Genomic DNA, 16387 nt, shown 5'->3' on the forward strand with positions numbered 1-16387 from the left:
CTTTTTTACTTTTCCATGTATTGACAATGGCAAGTAAAGCTATATAATAACAAATAGATATTAACAAAATGTTATTAACAAAAAGAAAACAACAGGTGATTAGAATGACAGAAATAATCATGAGAGACCGCAACGGGTTAACGGAGCGGGAATTTTTGCAAAAATACGATGCCAGTATATATGAACGTCCTTCGGTTACCGTGGATATGCTTATTTTTACTGTTTTTGATAAAGATCAGGACAACTACCGGAAGCTGCCCGAAAAGTCTTTGCAATTGTTGCTCATTAAGAGGGGAGAGCACCCTTATTTGGGTCAATGGGCACTTCCAGGAGGATTCGTATCTGTACGTGAAAGCATTGAAGAAGCCGCGCAAAGAGAATTGAAAAGCGAAGCCAATATCGAGAACCTCTATATGGAGCAGTTATTTACATGGGGCGACGTGGGGCGTGACCCAAGAACGCGGGTGATCAGTTCCTCATATATGGCGCTTGTGGACCGGACGTCGCTAGATGTTAAGGCAGGTGACGACGCAGAGGACGCGCGTTGGTTTGAAGTCAAACATCAAGTTTTTCAAGAGAAAAAAACGATTCTGGAAGATGGGTACGAGTTTGAGCGAATCATAAAAATAACGCTGAACCATGAAGCGGAGCTTCTAGCCGCAACGGTGAAGATAACGACGATGATTACCGGGCGGACAAGGAGAATCAGCCGTAAAATTGTCGAGTCGCAGGGGCTTGCTTTTGATCATGCCAAGATTATTGAATACGCCGTAGAGAGGTTGCGCAATAAAATCGAATACACTGACATCGCGTTCCATCTTATGCCTCCTTTATTCACGCTGTCAGAGCTTCAACAGGTCTATGAAGTTATTCTCGGGAAAGAGCTGCTTGCTGCAGCATTTCGAAGAAAGATAGCGCCTATGGTCACAGAGACGAATGAATTTACAAAAGATGCCGGGCATCGCCCCTCCAAGCTTTATCGTTTTAACCCCAATTGGGAGAACATTTAACCATGCGAGGACGGATTTAATATGGAAAAGTTCACTTTTTTCTATCGGATAGAGTCGCCGTTTTCACAATGGCATCCTGCTCTATTTCAAATAAACGGAATTACCTTTAATTGTGCAGAACAGTACATGATGTATCAAAAAGCTAATCTTTTTAAAGACGAGAAAATCGCGGCAAAAATCTTATCCGCCCAAACTCCGCGTGAGCAGAAAGAGCTTGGACGAGCGGTACGCAACTTTCAGCACGACAAATGGGAGACTTCCTGTCGACAATTCGTGTACGAGGGGAATTACGCAAAATTTATTCAGAACCAATCACTGCTCGAGAAGCTGCTCGCAACAAAAGGCACCACACTGGTGGAAGCAAGTCCGACGGATCGCATATGGGGTGTAGGATTGCTAGAAGATGATCCACGGATCTTAAACCGGAAAACATGGAGAGGGACTAACTGGCTAGGTGAAGTGCTTACGAATTTAAGGGAAGACCTGCTCTCTAAAATGAATAAATAGCATCCGAATCCATTATTGGTCATCAGGTCAATTGTCAGGCCGTAATGGGCTCGGGCGTAGCCAAGCAAGTGAAGCAACTCTATCCTGAGGTTTTTAATATACGAACGATGACGCTTTAAAAAATGCTCTATCCCAATTGTACGAGTTTGCCAAGGAAAACCAATGTTCAGTAGCACTTCCCTACAAAATTGGCTGCGACCGCGGCGGTGGGGATTGGCATGTTGTTTTAGGAATGATCAGTGATATTTTCACGGATGTAGCCATTACACTATATAAATTGGAATAGGAAATTGGATTAAACGGAAGTTCAAATAATGGAGTGAGTTGTATGAATCTACAAAATAGTAATAGAGAAATAAGATCTCAAGTAGCTAAAGAAACGTTAGCTATTCTAGAAAAAGGCCACTACCTTAACTCGGAAGGGAACAGAATTACAATACAACAAGAGGTAGAGACGGCTATACGTGACTCAAAACTATATTCACCAAATGGATTACAGATAATTAAGCAGGAGGCAGTATCCCGGATAAATGATCATCAGGGAATTCAAACAAAAATTGAAGTGACGGACGAATCTACTTTAGCCGCTGCCCGAAGACTTGTGGTAAAAGAAGGGTTGCAGAACACCCTGTGTCTTAATTTTGCCTCTGCGAAGAATCCGGGCGGGGGGTTCCTTGGGGGAAGTCAGGCTCAGGAAGAAAGTTTGGCTCGTTCCTCTGCACTATACCCCTGCATTTCACAAATGGATGAGATGTATACCTATAACCGGAATCTTAAGACTTGTCTGTATTCAGATTATATGATTTATTCCCCTAGAATTCCCGTCTTCCGAAGCGATGATTGTACACTTCTAGAGAATCCATATTCAGTTTCCATCCTCACAGCGCCAGCTGTTAATGCTGGGGTTGTCCGTGAGCGGGAACCGCAGCAAGTGAGTATGATTGAGCCAGTCATGCTAGAGAGAATCCGGTACATTCTTTCCGTAGCGGCAAAACATGGGGAGAAAGCCATCATTCTGGGGGCATATGGATGCGGCGTTTTTAGAAATAATCCTAGTGATGTTGCCAGAATGTTTAAGCGTGTGTTGGTTGATGAAGGCTATCGGACATTATTTGATCATATTGTTTTTGCCATCCTGGATAAGACTGACGAAAAGAGAATTGTTAACCTATTCAAGAGGGAGATGAGATTCTATGAGTCTGAATAGTAAAATTAAAGGCGGTCTCTACGGAGTAGCAGTAGGCGATGCATTAGGCGGGACGACGGAATTTATGAGCAGCCGGGAAATCCAGAAGAAATACGGATATCTCACCGATATCGTCGGTGGCGGCGTTTGGGATCTCACGCCAGGAGAAGTAACGGACGATACCATGATGACCCTTTGCGTGGCGGAAGGAATTCTAACTGACCCTCACGAACCCAAGCAGGCAATCGGCGAGAAGTTTCTCGAGTGGTACAGGTCGGATCCCAAAGATATCGGAAATATCATTAGAAGATCCCTAAGTAACTATCAAGGTAACTGGTTTGAGGCCGCGTATTCAGCTCACTTGGGTTTAGGACGAAGTGCAGGTAACGGTTCTCTTATGCGTTGTCTCCCTGTTGGTTTGATTTACCCTAATCTTTCGGATATTGAAAAGGTATCACGCTTGCAATCAAAAATGACTCATTATGATGAACGTTGCAATCAGGCGTGCGAGATATACAACCGAATCGTTTGGAGATTGCTACACGGTGAAAAGCTTACAGAGGCCATTCAAAGGGAAATTACGAACACGGAATACGAGGATATTTTAAATGGAACTCCTGATTGTGAACCAAGCGGTTTTGTCGTCCATACGTTTCGTCACGTTCTCCACTTATTGCTGACAAGCGATTCGTTCTCGGATGTTGTTGAGCGGGCAGCTAACTTGGGGGGAGATTCGGATACCATAGGGGCTATAGCAGGCGGTCTTGCGGGAGTCCATTATGGCTATGAGGGGATACCTGAGCGATATTCGGGTGTGATTCTTATTAAGGATAGGCTTGATGCTTTGTCGGAACGGATTTTTGGGTTGCGTGATAGGTTGGTTTGAGTTGTTAAGGTAGATCTGCAGGTAGAGTGATAAGTGGATATGGAGTTTTAGTAGGTATTTATACAACAAAACCCAGCCTTTATGAGGGCTGGGTTCTTTGGTAACTGATGAATTAAATTGAGCGGAGTGGATTTCCATCTTTTGAAGATTAATGATCATTTCACCGCTTTTTAATAGGTCGAAACAATCAATCAAATAATATAATTAATTTCTTCATGTATAACACCAAAATCAATAGATATATCCTTTAGAACTAATGAGTTTAATTGGATGTGATCGACAAGATGGAGAACATTGATGAAGATGAACGTAAATTCAGGGTATATCGCTGAGTTATTTCAATGCTATATCGAATCATTGAAATGTGAAAATGCATTACAAAATTTTAAAAAACCAGCCATCATCGAATTCAAAACTTCTTAATCCGATTTTGGGGAAATATAATGTGGTTAAATATGTTCAGAGAATTAGTATTGTCTAGTAGTCGGTTGGCTTGTAATTGTATTTTGCAATATATTCATAAACCAATAGTAGCGATTGGACACCTCAAGTAAGAAGGAATGAAAAAAATCTGCTTGTCACTAAACGATATCTCAATAATAGAAGTGTTATTGAATATGACCGCCACTGTAACGAGTATGCAGTTGATGTGAATGAATAAGGGCAATTGTATGTGATTATCGCAACGCAAAGTAATGTATAGATTAAAAAACTGTTGGGATAGGGTTAGCTCTTGATTCCTACGACTTAACAGATATTTGTATACGAATGCGTAAGCGCTTCCGCATAGAGGATGCCTTGAACAGATGTTAGCTCTGAGTGTCAGTGCTTCATGATTTTCCATGTTGACGGAATGAGTGAAACGAGCCCGAGAACTGCATCTTGGAAGGAGCATTGTAGAGAAATTCTTGGAACGGGCGAAGCAGAAAGTTGAAGAAGCAAAAAATGAGCAGCCTATTCCTATTGGAGTAACTTTCTTTTTAATCTATAATAGTAAAATATGGGAATTAAAGAGTTGCTATGAGTAATGAAAAATTAGCATTAGATGTTATCTTTGAGACAAGCGTATGGGTTTTATCGTTAATTCCAGGTGCTGAAATAATCGTCGATCCTGTTAAGTCTGTAGTTTCAGATTACGTAATAATCCAATTATCAAAGCGGGAGGAATTTAGGGATAATACCTATTGGATTAAAAGAAATAAAAGGGAATATGTAAAGATTAATCTACTTCATTATGACAATCTATATGGTTATGCAGTAGACATCAAAGAGATGTCAACACATTAAAATGGAAATAAAGTAGTCTCGAGACTTTTTTAAATGGAGAGTGTGAAGGTGAAGATCGGAAGAAATAAACCGTGTTCCTGTGGTAGTGGTAAGAAGTATAAAAAATGTTGTTTAGGAATAAATGAAACTAATATTGGAAAAACAAGCTTCAGTTCTTCTAATTATGGGGACAATTTTCCTTTCTTAGAAATGAAAATCAAAGCATTAAAGTCTATTTTTGAAAGGTATTCTTTCGAGGATTTAGTAAAAGCAGTTTTTTGTATAAATATAAATCTTAATAATCGTTCAGCCATTGAGAATGCATTAGCACTTAATGGATGCTTAATACAACATGATAAATTCGGGGATAAAAGCATAGATAATTATGCGGATTTTACCAATTTTTTTAATGAAGTTTCAAAAGTTCTTACTGTTAGTAGCTACGATGATTACACTATTGAAGATTTCGGAGAAGTGAAGTTTTACTGGAATAATAGAGCTTATAGTGTCATTCTAGGAACAGGACATGAACAAGTTTTTGGGGCTATTCAATTTTTGCCTAAATTGGCGAAGATTCTGAAAAAAGAGGATATGTTAAAAGAAGTGTTAGAGTATTCATCAAATATGATTGAATATTTTAAAAGCAATAACGTTTCCAATAATCAAGTAGAAGTAAAATATTTATTACCATCTGAGAATTTGTTCCAATCTGTGCAAGATTATTTTGAGTTGAATTTGCATAATACAGTAAGCGATTTGGCTAGCTTCTTTACGAAGGAAACATCATTAATAGAAAAAAAGCACTTTGTAATTAAGTTAGAAAGTTTATATCCTCTCTTTAATACATCCATAATAGTTGATTTTTATAGTATTTTACTTAAACAAGCAACACAATCCCAAATTATCGATCATATTAATCTTACAATTTTATATAATATTGAGGAAATTTGTAGACTACAAGATAAAGAGCATCCACAAATACTTTTCCCTATTTCTACTACTAAAAATGGGAAATTCACATCGAAAAAGCCGTATGTGTTTGTAGCATTAGCAAAAAAAATAGCCATTCTTGCTATAAATTCAGATCAATTTGAAACACAAGAGTTAGATAATGAATTAAACAGGATTTATGACTTACATCAACAAGATAAACTGAATTTTGTTGAAGTGGTCAAAGAAAAAAGTAGTGATGGTTATAGAGGAATAACCATTTCAAAAGATACCAAGCTCTCAGTAATATTATTTAATAGTTTTACTGATGTTACGGGATATTGCTTTCAGTTTAGTGAGAGAAACCAAAAATATTTTACATGTTCAGCAATTGATATGATGTATATGATTGGCTTTATGGAAGGTATTGATGAGTTAGGACTTTACTTAACTCAGGATAGAGAACAAGAATATGAACAGTTCTTTGGGTTTGGAGGAGAAGCCACACATTTTATATCGTGGAAGCAGATGAATCACATGTTTTCTAAAGGTGCTATCTCTTATGGAATGATTAGCATAATGCCAGGTACAGCAGATGAATACGTATGGGATCACTTTAGAACTAATTTAGGCAATTATCCGTGGGGAATGAATGACTTTATGTTCTGCAATCCTTTTGTTTGGAAAATTAAACGGCTTGAAGAGGGTTATTACGAATATGTAAATAAACTCTCCAAAGGTTTTGGAGGCTTCGGAAAGAAATTTATTAATGGTTGCTTCATTTTTTTTACCCATAATGTAGAATTTTTAAAGGGACAAGATTTTTCTAATAAACAAATTGATTTAATAAATTTAATTGATGATTTAAATCTTAGAAAAATCAAAAGATATTCCGAGTGGTTCCAAGAAAATGCTTTTTTTAATAATCGTTTTCTTCAGTTAATGGACATGCCAATTTCGTATGCCAAGAGAGTGGATTATACTGGTTTTACAAACGACATTGAGCGACTTTATGTTTATAGTGATTTATATTTTACCGAGAAAGAAATAATTATCAGGTATTCGGTTAACGCAGATAAATTATATCAAGATATTGAAGCGTCACAGAATAGGAGTGTTGAAACAATATACTTCTTAGAGCTACTCCGACCATTAGAATTCTATATACCAAAAGAATATACGATGTTAAAAAAACAATTAGAAAATGATATGGATTTGCCTAAAGAAGTTGGAGTAGTATCTGTTGAATTAGATTACTATTGGTCGGATAAAAGTATTGGGTTTAATGTACCTGATAAGGCTTTTCAAGATGCAAGAAAAATTATTGCAGAAATTTGCCTATTAAAAGGTATTAATCAAGGTATGTATGAGGGAAAAGAGGCAACTAAAATTATTCGAACAATGCAGGCTGAATTGATTAGTTTTTTAGAAGAAAGGGTACAGGTATTTGAGAATAATGATTTACATCAAAAACTATTAAACCTATATGCAGATAGTATCCATAATATAAATATTCATAAGAAACGATATGGTAGCTTTCAAGATGTCGAAAAAGAAGTACGGGAAGAAGTTCGAGAAAAAATTATTAAAATGCGTGAAGAGGAGAGACACCATTTACGAGTTATTCAATATCTACTAGAAACAAATTTGAGCATCCTTAGGGACGTTAATATTCCGGTAAACCATTGTAGTAGTTCAGATATTGATTTTTTACTCGCCTTTTCTAATTGGTTAGTAGTATTACAGGACAATGCTGATATTTGTTATAACAGTGCAAGAAGTCACAAGATTGAAGTGGACTCTGAATACCTAGTGAATATACTTGAGGTTGAATCAATCTCTGAGTTTGAAAGAGTAGTAGGCAAAAGAATATACGAAAATAGTGATTATAGTATCAGAGGAGACGAAGAGGATACAGCTTTTTTAAATCAAGTAATGGATAATTTTAAAGTGGATACTAATATTGACTTTAAGAATCTTATGTCTCTTATTGAATATTTACAGTTGACCTTCATGGAAAATGCGTTTGGTGAATGTTTACCGAATGTATTTGTTCTAAATATTACTGATCTTATTAATGGGTTTATGGAAGTTATAGAAGGGGCAATAAGTGAAAATGAAATATTAGAAATATTAAAGTTTTTAACTTCGGAGGGTGTTACCTTTAAATTATGGAGAGGAAAGATACAGAGCTTTTTGCCAATTAATGAAAGAGTGAACCGTGACAATCGGTTTGACGTAAAACCTTTAGTTAAAAGAAATGAGCAGATTATATTCTCACCAGTAGTCATGAAGGAGCTTCATAATAAATGGAGGAATGGTCTCGCAGACTTCTATCCACCATACGAAATAGGCTTGGAAAATACCGTGAAAATATTAGGGCAATGGAAGAAACGTTATGAAGATTTAATGGTGAAAGATATTGCTAAGATTTTCAAAGAAAATGGTTTCTCTCATATATGGCCTGATGCTAAATTGCATTCTCTAGACAAGTCTGGTAATCATCCTAAGGAATTAGGGGACTATGATGTTTTGGCTGTTAATGAGGAAAAAAGGGAAGTATGGTTAATTGAGAGTAAAGTTCTGAGTAAAGTGGGGTCTTTTTACGAAGGACACATGCAGCAATATAACTTCTTTTTGAATCACAAATACGATGAGAAGTTTCAAAAAAGAATTGAATACATGAATAATCACTATAGAGATTTTTTAACTTCTCAGAATATAATGAGTAAATATGATTATGAGATTGTACCTTATATGGTAACGAATAAGATATTTACATCAAGATATAAAGATATTGAATATCCGATCGTAAGTATATATGAATTTAAAGAATTGTTTAAAAGTATGAATAGCAAGTTCAAGTTATTAGAAGACTGAAATCATAAGGGTTTATGGGGACAAATTGGGTGCGAAATTCAGCATAAAGCTTCACATCGCTGCCGCGGGAGCCTAAAGTCCATTTCAAAGAATGCAGTAACAGAAAGGTATTGCTGGTTTTAACATGAAGCACCATAGCAGGGTATAATCCCCATACAATGCATGTGGAGTTGGTTGTTTTGCTAGAAATTAAATAAAATATTTCATTCAAAAAACAAGTGCAACCAAAAGTGCACTTGTTTTTTGCTTCCCACTATATTACAAATTCCTATCAAATAAAACAGAAGTCATGATACAATTTACCTATATTAATTTAAGGGGAGACTCCATCGGTTATTTCAATTGTTTGTTTTAGTCTAAGAGCTGATTTAAAAGTCAAAGTATCTACTGAGGTTATTTATTCTAAATACTTAGTCAGTACAATTGAAAAATACAATGACCTTGTCATTTCTAGTGAATTATATCAATCATTTCAGAAGGCTACGTTACAAGATAATAAGGCTTAAAAAGAGCATGTTCAAGCAATTCGTAATGAATTAGCAGACAAGTCCAACAAGGTAGCAAATAAAGAGTGCCCTAAATGTGGTGGAAATTTAGTTGATCGAGTTGGAATTATCCCTAGTGTAGATTTATCCATAAAAGCATATAGCAACGATTTAAGATATTTAGAGAAAAGGTGACTCGTGCGATGCTCCCGACCGGACTTAGTAATATCTTCACCAACAAACAAAAATCCTACAAAATGGTGCTAATCATAGCACTATTAACCGAAATACAAGCCTCAGGTAAAAGAGAGGCAGCCTTATCACAGATAAAACAACGATTCCTCTCACTCCTACAGGAGAGAGAGTCAAACTGCCTTCCAGTCGATCAACCACCAGAAAAAGCCGGAACAAGCTGGAATAGCATGACCGTTACTAACGTACAGTCCGTCATCTCAACCCCGATCGCAGCACTTTCCTCCATTTTGGAGCAAACGAGCGATTCCATAGGTTTTAAGAAAGAGCTATACGAGTCGTGGTCTGACGATGTACTAAGTGAACTTTATCAATATGCTCAAACTGAGCTGGAGAACTATTACAATCAGAAGAACCAGAGCACTTTATCATTAAAAGAAGCACTATCCGACATTTTATCCACCTACCTAGTCGCGAAAAGGGAAACCTTTGCCGCACATAGATTAGGTAATTTAGTGCGTCAACTAATCCCGACTGAACTCAGGAAACTCCCGTTTATGCACCCTGATCTGAAAATCCAAGGATCAGTCGGCCAAGGTAACTGGGCAACGATTCCGTGGATCGCCATCATGGATAAGCGAATCACTGAGACAACACGTCAGGGTGAGTATCTGGTCTATCTTTTCGCGGAAGATATGAAATCTGTGTACCTCACGTTCATGCAAGGAGTCACAATTCCTGTCGAAACAAAAGGGAAACAAGCAGCTTACCAATACTTTAAACAAAAAGTCCAAGAAATCCGTGATCTACTCCCACTCGAGGGAATGGCGAAGGATGATGCTATTTACTTAACGTCTGGTGGTCTAGGCCAGGATTATCAAGTATCTACCATCGCGTATTATCGATATGATATAGATCATTTGCCGGAGGATGAGCAGCTAATCTCTGATCTTAATAATGCTGTTACCAACTATAATGAGTATGTAAATAAGAGCATCAACTCCAATGAGGAAGCAGAACGACTAGTAAGCTTCAACTACACGATAAGCCATCTTTACGCCGGACAAGGTATCATCCATTACTTATATCATCACGGACCAGAAGCGGTCACATTAGATGAACTAATCTCAAACCAAGGCTCAATCCTTCTCTCTGGAGATGATGTAAAACATCCAAAAGAGCGAATTCGCCATTTAGGACGAGCCCTACAGGACTTAGGTTTACTAAATATAAATGAGAATAACTTTTCATTAACTGAGCTTGGAAAAGAATATGCCGACCATTTTAACGATAATAAATGGGAACTTAGTGATCCACAAGTTAAGCTAATCCGAGATCAGTTAAATCGCGCTAAAAACCAAACGCCACTTGTAAGAAGCATCAATAAGGCTATAGAGATCTGTCAACAACTAGGCAGTTTCACATTAGATCAATTCGTGCCAATCTTCATTGATGCTCTTGGTATGCAAGAAACTTGGGGTGAGGTTACCCAGAAGCAACGCTCTATTTTCATGCTCAACTGGTTAGAGATCCTAAAATTCATTTCAAAATCAGGTCAGCAGTACACGTACACCGAGTGGGAGGAGAGACCTCTTGTGGATTTATTAACCGTAAGTGAGCGAGTAGCCACGATCAAAAATTTCATAGCAAGCAAAGGGTTCATGTACCCGGTCCATTGGATCGAGAACTTTTTCCTATCCCTAAAAGCAAAGCCTTTCGTAATACTGGCGGGGGTATCTGGCACGGGGAAAACGAAGTTAGTCAAGCTGTTCGCTGAGGCAGTAGGAGCGACGGCGAGTAATGGCCAATTCACTTTGATCCCCGTTAGACCGGATTGGAGTGACCCTTCGGATCTTTTGGGATATAAAGATTTGTCTGGTGTTTTTCGCCCAGGTAAGTTAACGGAAGTATTGGTTGAGGCCTCGAAGCCAGCCAATCAGGATAAGCCTTATTTTATATGCTTGGATGAAATGAACTTGGCTAGGGTTGAGCACTATTTCAGCGATTTGTTGAGTGTGCTTGAAACGCAAGAATGGCATAACCAACGGATTGTGACAACGTCGCTCATACATAGAGACTCCTTACAGAATGAGTCAGATAAGCAACTGTACGGCAACCTCTATTTGCCAGACAATGTGTACATCATCGGAACGGTAAATATGGATGAGACGACGCATCCTTTTAGCAAAAAAGTATTGGACCGCGCCAACACCATCGAGTTCAATTATATCGAGCTTGGTCAATATCCATCTGTGGAGGAAGCAAGTAATACCGAGGTGGCTACTGTTCCTCCTAATTCAGTCCTGCGAAGCGAGTATTTGCAGCTTATTGATGTGTATCGTGACTATAAGCTACTGACGGAAGAGATAACGGAGTTGTTGGTGAAAATAAATAGTATTTTGGAGCAGATTCACTCCCATGTTGGATTTAGAATTAGGGATGCTGTGTGCTTCTATATGATCTATAATGAACGGTATGCGTTGCTTAGCAAAGAAGCGGCTTTTGATATGCAGTTGTTACAGAAGATTTTGCCCCGTATTCAAGGGAGTAACTTGTCGGTGAAAAAAGCATTACTTCAACTCATGCAGGTTGCACAGGATCGTAGTTTGCCCCTAGCGGAGTATATGGAGGATGCCTCCAAACTGTATCTTTCATATGAAACGTTGGCAGCATCTAAATACCCACAAAGTGCAAGGAAAATCGCCTTCATGCTACGGAGGTTAGAAGAAGATGGCTTCACTTCATACTGGCTCTCCTAATCAAAGCAGAGAATTGCTGCGGATCGAGACGAATTTGTTTAATCTCTATATTCAGGGCAAACCTTTTCATCCAACTGTGGAGACTTTGAACCTTCATCGAGATGAGAATGAGGCTTGGGTGGATGCGCATTTTCATGCTGCTACGCTGAAAGAAGTGCTTTCAATTGAGTCGATCTCACTATTTTCACATGAAAATGGGGATCTAAGAAATTGGAATTCAGGTGACGCATGTGCACCGACTTTTTACGAAACTCAAGCTTACGAGCTGGTAATCGAAAAGAAGGCAGATATCTCCCTAACCTTTTATCATGACAACATGAATGTGAGACAGGCTGTTAAGCCACTGGGGAAGATGATTTTGTCAGGGATTCTTAATTTTCAAAATGAGGTAGGTCACTCGGAGCTTGAGCTTCGGTTGAATGGGGAGGCCGTTTTCCGTCTTCAGTTGGAGATCTTCCCCGCAAAAATTGATTATAAAAATGACTACCAAATGATTCTTAATGACGTTAATGAACAGATATATAATTTATCTTTTGACTTTCTACGCAAAACTTATAACATGACCGGGTTGAAAGAGACGAATCATCAGAGTTTAACAGAGTACTTTACAATTCTTCAGCATATTTTTACGCTGCTTGTTCAGGCTGTTGAGCGAATTAAGCTATCACCTCATTCCAAGCTTCAGAGAGAGAACCGACTTGTCGACGCTGCACGTGTAAAAAGAGCCGGAAAAGAAAACATCGCGTTTCTAGGCAAGCGACCACATCTTATGGCGAAGGATTCGGCGAATGGGGTTATTGAGGTGGGAGGCCAGTGGTTCACACCAACGCATTTGTTGGAGAGTAGGCGCCATGTTGATTATGATACGGCTGAGAATCGTTTTGTAAAATGGGTCCTTGCTCGTGTTAACCAGAAGCTGAAGGATATCAAAATCCGTCTAACAGAGAAAGGACGTACCAAAGACCCAGAGCTTATGAATAAGCTCAATCGGATGCAAAGCCAAGTACAGAGGTCGTTGCAGCATGATTTTTTACAAGTTGGTGAGATGCGGCAGTTTTCGATTTCGTTGGTTTTACAAATGGCATCGGGTTACCGAGAGGTGTATCGATATTATTTAATGCTGTTAAAAGGTTTATCGATCCAGAATGATCTATTTCGTCTATCAATGAAAGATTTGGCCCAACTCTATGAGTATTGGTGTTTCTTGAAGATTCATCATCTTTTAAGTAAAAAGTATGAGCTACTCAAGCAGGATATCATCCGTATCAACCGGAGTGGTCTGTTCGTAACCTTGGACAAGTCGCAGCAGGCGAAAATGGTGTATAAAAACCCGGTGAATGGGGAGATTTTCACACTGTTTTATAATGCGCTGCCGAAGGGCGATCGGAGCCAGACACTGGCGCAGCGGCCGGATAATGTCCTGACTTTAAAGAAGAACGATGCCGCGGCTGAGTATAAGTATATTTTTGATGCGAAATATCGGATTAATCCGGCCTACGAGGGGACGCCATATTTTCAGAAGTATCAGATGCCAGGCCCGGAAGAAGATGATATTAACACGATGCATCGCTATCGGGATGCTATTGTGTATTCAGAGGGACAGGGCAAAGAGTACGAGCGGAGCATGTTTGGAGCTTATGTGCTATTTCCCTATCATGATGAGAATCGTTTCGAGCAGCATAAGTTTTATAAAAGTGTGGAGCTCATTAATATTGGAGCTTTTCCGTTTTTGCCAAATTCGACTAGCTTGATGGAGAAGTTTTTGGACGAGATCATTATGGATAGCCCGGAGAAGGCTTACGAACGGACAACGCGTCCGCGGGGGACGAAGGAGTACTACGGGAACAAGTTGTCTGGGAAAAATGTGCTGGTTGGTGCCTTAAGTAAACAGTCTCAGTTGGACGCTGCTTTGGAGCATGGTTTTTACCATACACCACTTCGTAATATAACCGATCATAAGGTGCTGACGAGATTGGAATTCGTTGCTTTATATCAGTCGATCCGTTTGTTTGGTGCGGAGGAAGCCGGGATTTCTTGGTATGGAAGAGTGAGAGATTGGAAGGTTGTTCCACGATCTGCGATAACAGAGATTCCTTCTAGCAGGGGAGCAACGGATGAGCTTTATGTTAAGTTTGAAGTAGAAGAATGGGTGAGAAAGAAGAAGGCGATTATTCCCGCGGGGCATGGAATTTATCGGATTTTGTATACGACGGATTATATGCTTAGTAGGGCTAATGAGGTTTCGGAGTTGCGTTTGGAAACGGAAGAAGAATTGAGCGAGTGGAGAGAGAAGCGGCGTTCAGGGAAGGTTCGCGTTACGCTGGATCGGGAGCATTTGGATTTGGGGAGTGCGGTTTTGGGGATTGGGCTGGAGTAAGATGGAGGAAACTACAAGAATGAATAGTGAACTAGGCCAATTGATGAATCAAAGTTTGCTTTATCCCTTGATATTTATCGCAGCATTTATTGCAGTATTTTCATTAATAGGAGTAATTATTTATTCTCGAATATTTGTCAGGTGGGTACCAGTGAAACTTGCATCAATTTTATGGTTTGTAGGTGCTGTTTTCATCTTATTTAAATGCGTGAATTACTATACTGAAATACAAAATATGACTAAAAATTGGTCGATGTCAGGCATCGTTATAGGATTCATTGTCTTTATTGTCATGATAATTACCTGTGGAGTTTTAATTTCGAGTAAGAAAAAAAGTAAGGTAAAGAAATCTGCGAATAAATATGGTAGCTCCAGTAAATCTCAAAAGCCGCGAGTGTTACAAAATAGATCAGATGATGAAATCTTAAATAGCTCATTTGATCGCTTGTCTGGTGCAGAATTCGAACGGTTGCTTGCATTGTACTTCCGTGATCAAGGTTATAAGGTTCATGAAGTAGGTGTGGGAGGTAAAGATGGTGGGGTAGATCTTGTAATTATTGACCAGCGTGGAGAGAAAACTGCAGTACAAGCAAAATGCTATGCTAACCACAACAATGTAGGTGTTCAGATCGTACGGGAGCTGGTTGGGGCAAAGAGAAATCATGACTGCATCCTTTCCCTGCTGGTCACTACATCGGATTTAACGGAACCAGCTAAAAAAGAGGCTGAGCAATTCAAGGTTGATTACTGGCATGGAGCTTTATTGGAACAGAAGCTAAAAGCATGGGGAAAATGGCAACCAACCAATAAAAAGCTGAAAGCACAACCAGTAAAACAGACCGCACAAGTTGAAATACAAAGATCTCAAGCGCAAGTTTCTTCTTCGAAAGAAACAATTTGCTCTTGTGGTGCCCCTATGGTTCTGAGAAAGGGCAGAGAGGGTAAGCAGTTTTTTGGTTGTTCTACATTTCCTAAATGCAGGCATACGAAATCCCAATAAAATAGAACCCTAGGAGCTTAACGCTTCTAGGGTTCTATTTATTATTTCTTATTCATCGACCTCGACCATATCAATAATATCCCGAATATCCTGAATCTCTAGAGCCTCAGCGATCCTCACAATATGACTGAAGTTAATATTCTCCCGTTTCCCATTCGCTAACTCACTTAGGGCTGCATGTCGCACATCTGAAAGCCTAGACAACTCACGCATGGAAATTTTGTATTTTTTAGTAAGTTCAGATATTTTAACGATTACCTTTTTTGCCATGGTTAGATCACCTTTCGAGCAATCATGTTTAGTTGTTGACTATACGCAATAACGTACCATATAATGTTTTTATAACTGGTACGCATATGCGTAATAATGTGAGGTGGCAGCCATGCAAGAAGTCCAAACCAAATATGAACAAGCCCTACAAGAAGAAGACACTCTAACTCAAAGAATCAGCCTCTGCAAAGAATTCATCGACATCATACTAGAGTATATCTCCCATAAAGCAGATTCTATTCATATCCTCACAGCAGAGGAAATTGTCACAGCAGTGCATACCATCGGCCAGGATCTTGAAACAGAGCTGCTCCATCTAAGGTTGGAGAAGAGGATGCTAGAGAACAAGCTCAGGCTAAAAGGCCTAGGGGTGCAACATGATTAGGTTCTATCTAATCATGTTTGACTTAGTTACATCATGCCGCCCATTATTCCCGATTTTTAAACATCAAGAAAACCAATGGGAAAATTTATTAGAAAAAGAAGGTAAAAGAGAAAAGTGGGATCAAGTAGGACCTTCCAATGAAACCTAAGTCCTGTGCTAGACTTCACACTTGCTACATGCTTCAGAATAAATTAACCGCACCCATTAGTCCTATGATATTTCATCCTTACCAAATACAATGAAGCCATTAAAGA

At 38.9% G+C, this 16387-nt stretch carries 11 protein-coding genes; 10 read left to right on the forward strand and 1 reads right to left on the reverse strand.

The features are described from left to right. Window positions 1-104 precede the first annotated feature (104 nt). From PCH02S_RS19515 to PCH02S_RS19560, 9 genes are all read left to right on the forward strand, one after another. On the forward strand, window positions 105-1010 hold the full coding sequence (locus PCH02S_RS19515; protein ID WP_174806799.1) for an NUDIX hydrolase: 906 nt from the start codon (window positions 105-107) through the stop codon (window positions 1008-1010). A 21-nt stretch (window positions 1011-1031) separates the two neighbouring features. Continuing rightward, window positions 1032-1517, forward strand: coding sequence for an NADAR family protein (locus PCH02S_RS19520; protein ID WP_127455620.1), 486 nt, complete (start codon window positions 1032-1034; stop codon window positions 1515-1517). A gap of 328 nt (window positions 1518-1845) precedes the next feature. Continuing rightward, complete coding sequence (locus tag PCH02S_RS19530; RefSeq protein WP_127455621.1) at window positions 1846-2724, forward strand: TIGR02452 family protein; 879 nt, start codon at window positions 1846-1848, stop codon at window positions 2722-2724. After that, window positions 2711-3589, forward strand: a complete 879-nt coding sequence (locus tag PCH02S_RS19535; protein ID WP_127455622.1) for an ADP-ribosylglycohydrolase family protein — start codon at window positions 2711-2713, stop codon at window positions 3587-3589. The genes PCH02S_RS19530 and PCH02S_RS19535 overlap by 14 nt, the downstream gene beginning before the upstream one ends. A gap of 1020 nt (window positions 3590-4609) precedes the next feature. Next, window positions 4610-4876 (forward strand): hypothetical protein, encoded by a 267-nt coding sequence (locus PCH02S_RS19540; RefSeq protein WP_127455623.1) that lies wholly within the window; start codon window positions 4610-4612, stop codon window positions 4874-4876. Between the two features lie 48 nt (window positions 4877-4924). Next, window positions 4925-8665 carry a YecA family protein gene (locus PCH02S_RS36220; protein ID WP_218033165.1) on the forward strand — a complete coding sequence of 1247 codons (3741 nt, stop codon included), beginning with the start codon at window positions 4925-4927 and terminating at the stop codon, window positions 8663-8665. A 688-nt stretch (window positions 8666-9353) separates the two neighbouring features. Further along, window positions 9354-12101 (forward strand): MrcB family domain-containing protein, encoded by a 2748-nt coding sequence (locus tag PCH02S_RS19550; protein ID WP_127455624.1) that lies wholly within the window; start codon window positions 9354-9356, stop codon window positions 12099-12101. After that, window positions 12073-14478 carry a restriction endonuclease-like protein gene (locus PCH02S_RS19555; protein ID WP_127455625.1) on the forward strand — a complete coding sequence of 802 codons (2406 nt, stop codon included), beginning with the start codon at window positions 12073-12075 and terminating at the stop codon, window positions 14476-14478. The genes PCH02S_RS19550 and PCH02S_RS19555 overlap by 29 nt, the downstream gene beginning before the upstream one ends. Before the next feature lie 19 nt (window positions 14479-14497). Then, on the forward strand, window positions 14498-15478 hold the full coding sequence (locus PCH02S_RS19560; protein ID WP_246069167.1) for a restriction endonuclease: 981 nt from the start codon (window positions 14498-14500) through the stop codon (window positions 15476-15478). A gap of 48 nt (window positions 15479-15526) precedes the next feature. On the opposite strand, the gene PCH02S_RS19565 is transcribed toward PCH02S_RS19560, so the two are convergent. Beyond that, the gene (locus PCH02S_RS19565) at window positions 15527-15748 is read right to left on the reverse strand and encodes a helix-turn-helix domain-containing protein (protein ID WP_127455626.1); all 222 of its coding nucleotides are present in this window, start codon (window positions 15746-15748) and stop codon (window positions 15527-15529) included. 112 nt (window positions 15749-15860) lie between these two features. Between PCH02S_RS19565 and PCH02S_RS19570 the strand changes: the two genes are divergently transcribed. Further along, the gene (locus PCH02S_RS19570; RefSeq protein ID WP_127455627.1) at window positions 15861-16133 is read left to right on the forward strand and encodes a hypothetical protein; all 273 of its coding nucleotides are present in this window, start codon (window positions 15861-15863) and stop codon (window positions 16131-16133) included. Window positions 16134-16387: the final 254 nt, after the last annotated feature.

This window comes from Paenibacillus chondroitinus NBRC 15376, from assembly GCF_004000765.1.
GTDB classification, from domain to species: domain Bacteria; phylum Bacillota; class Bacilli; order Paenibacillales; family NBRC-103111; genus Paenibacillus_E; species Paenibacillus_E chondroitinus.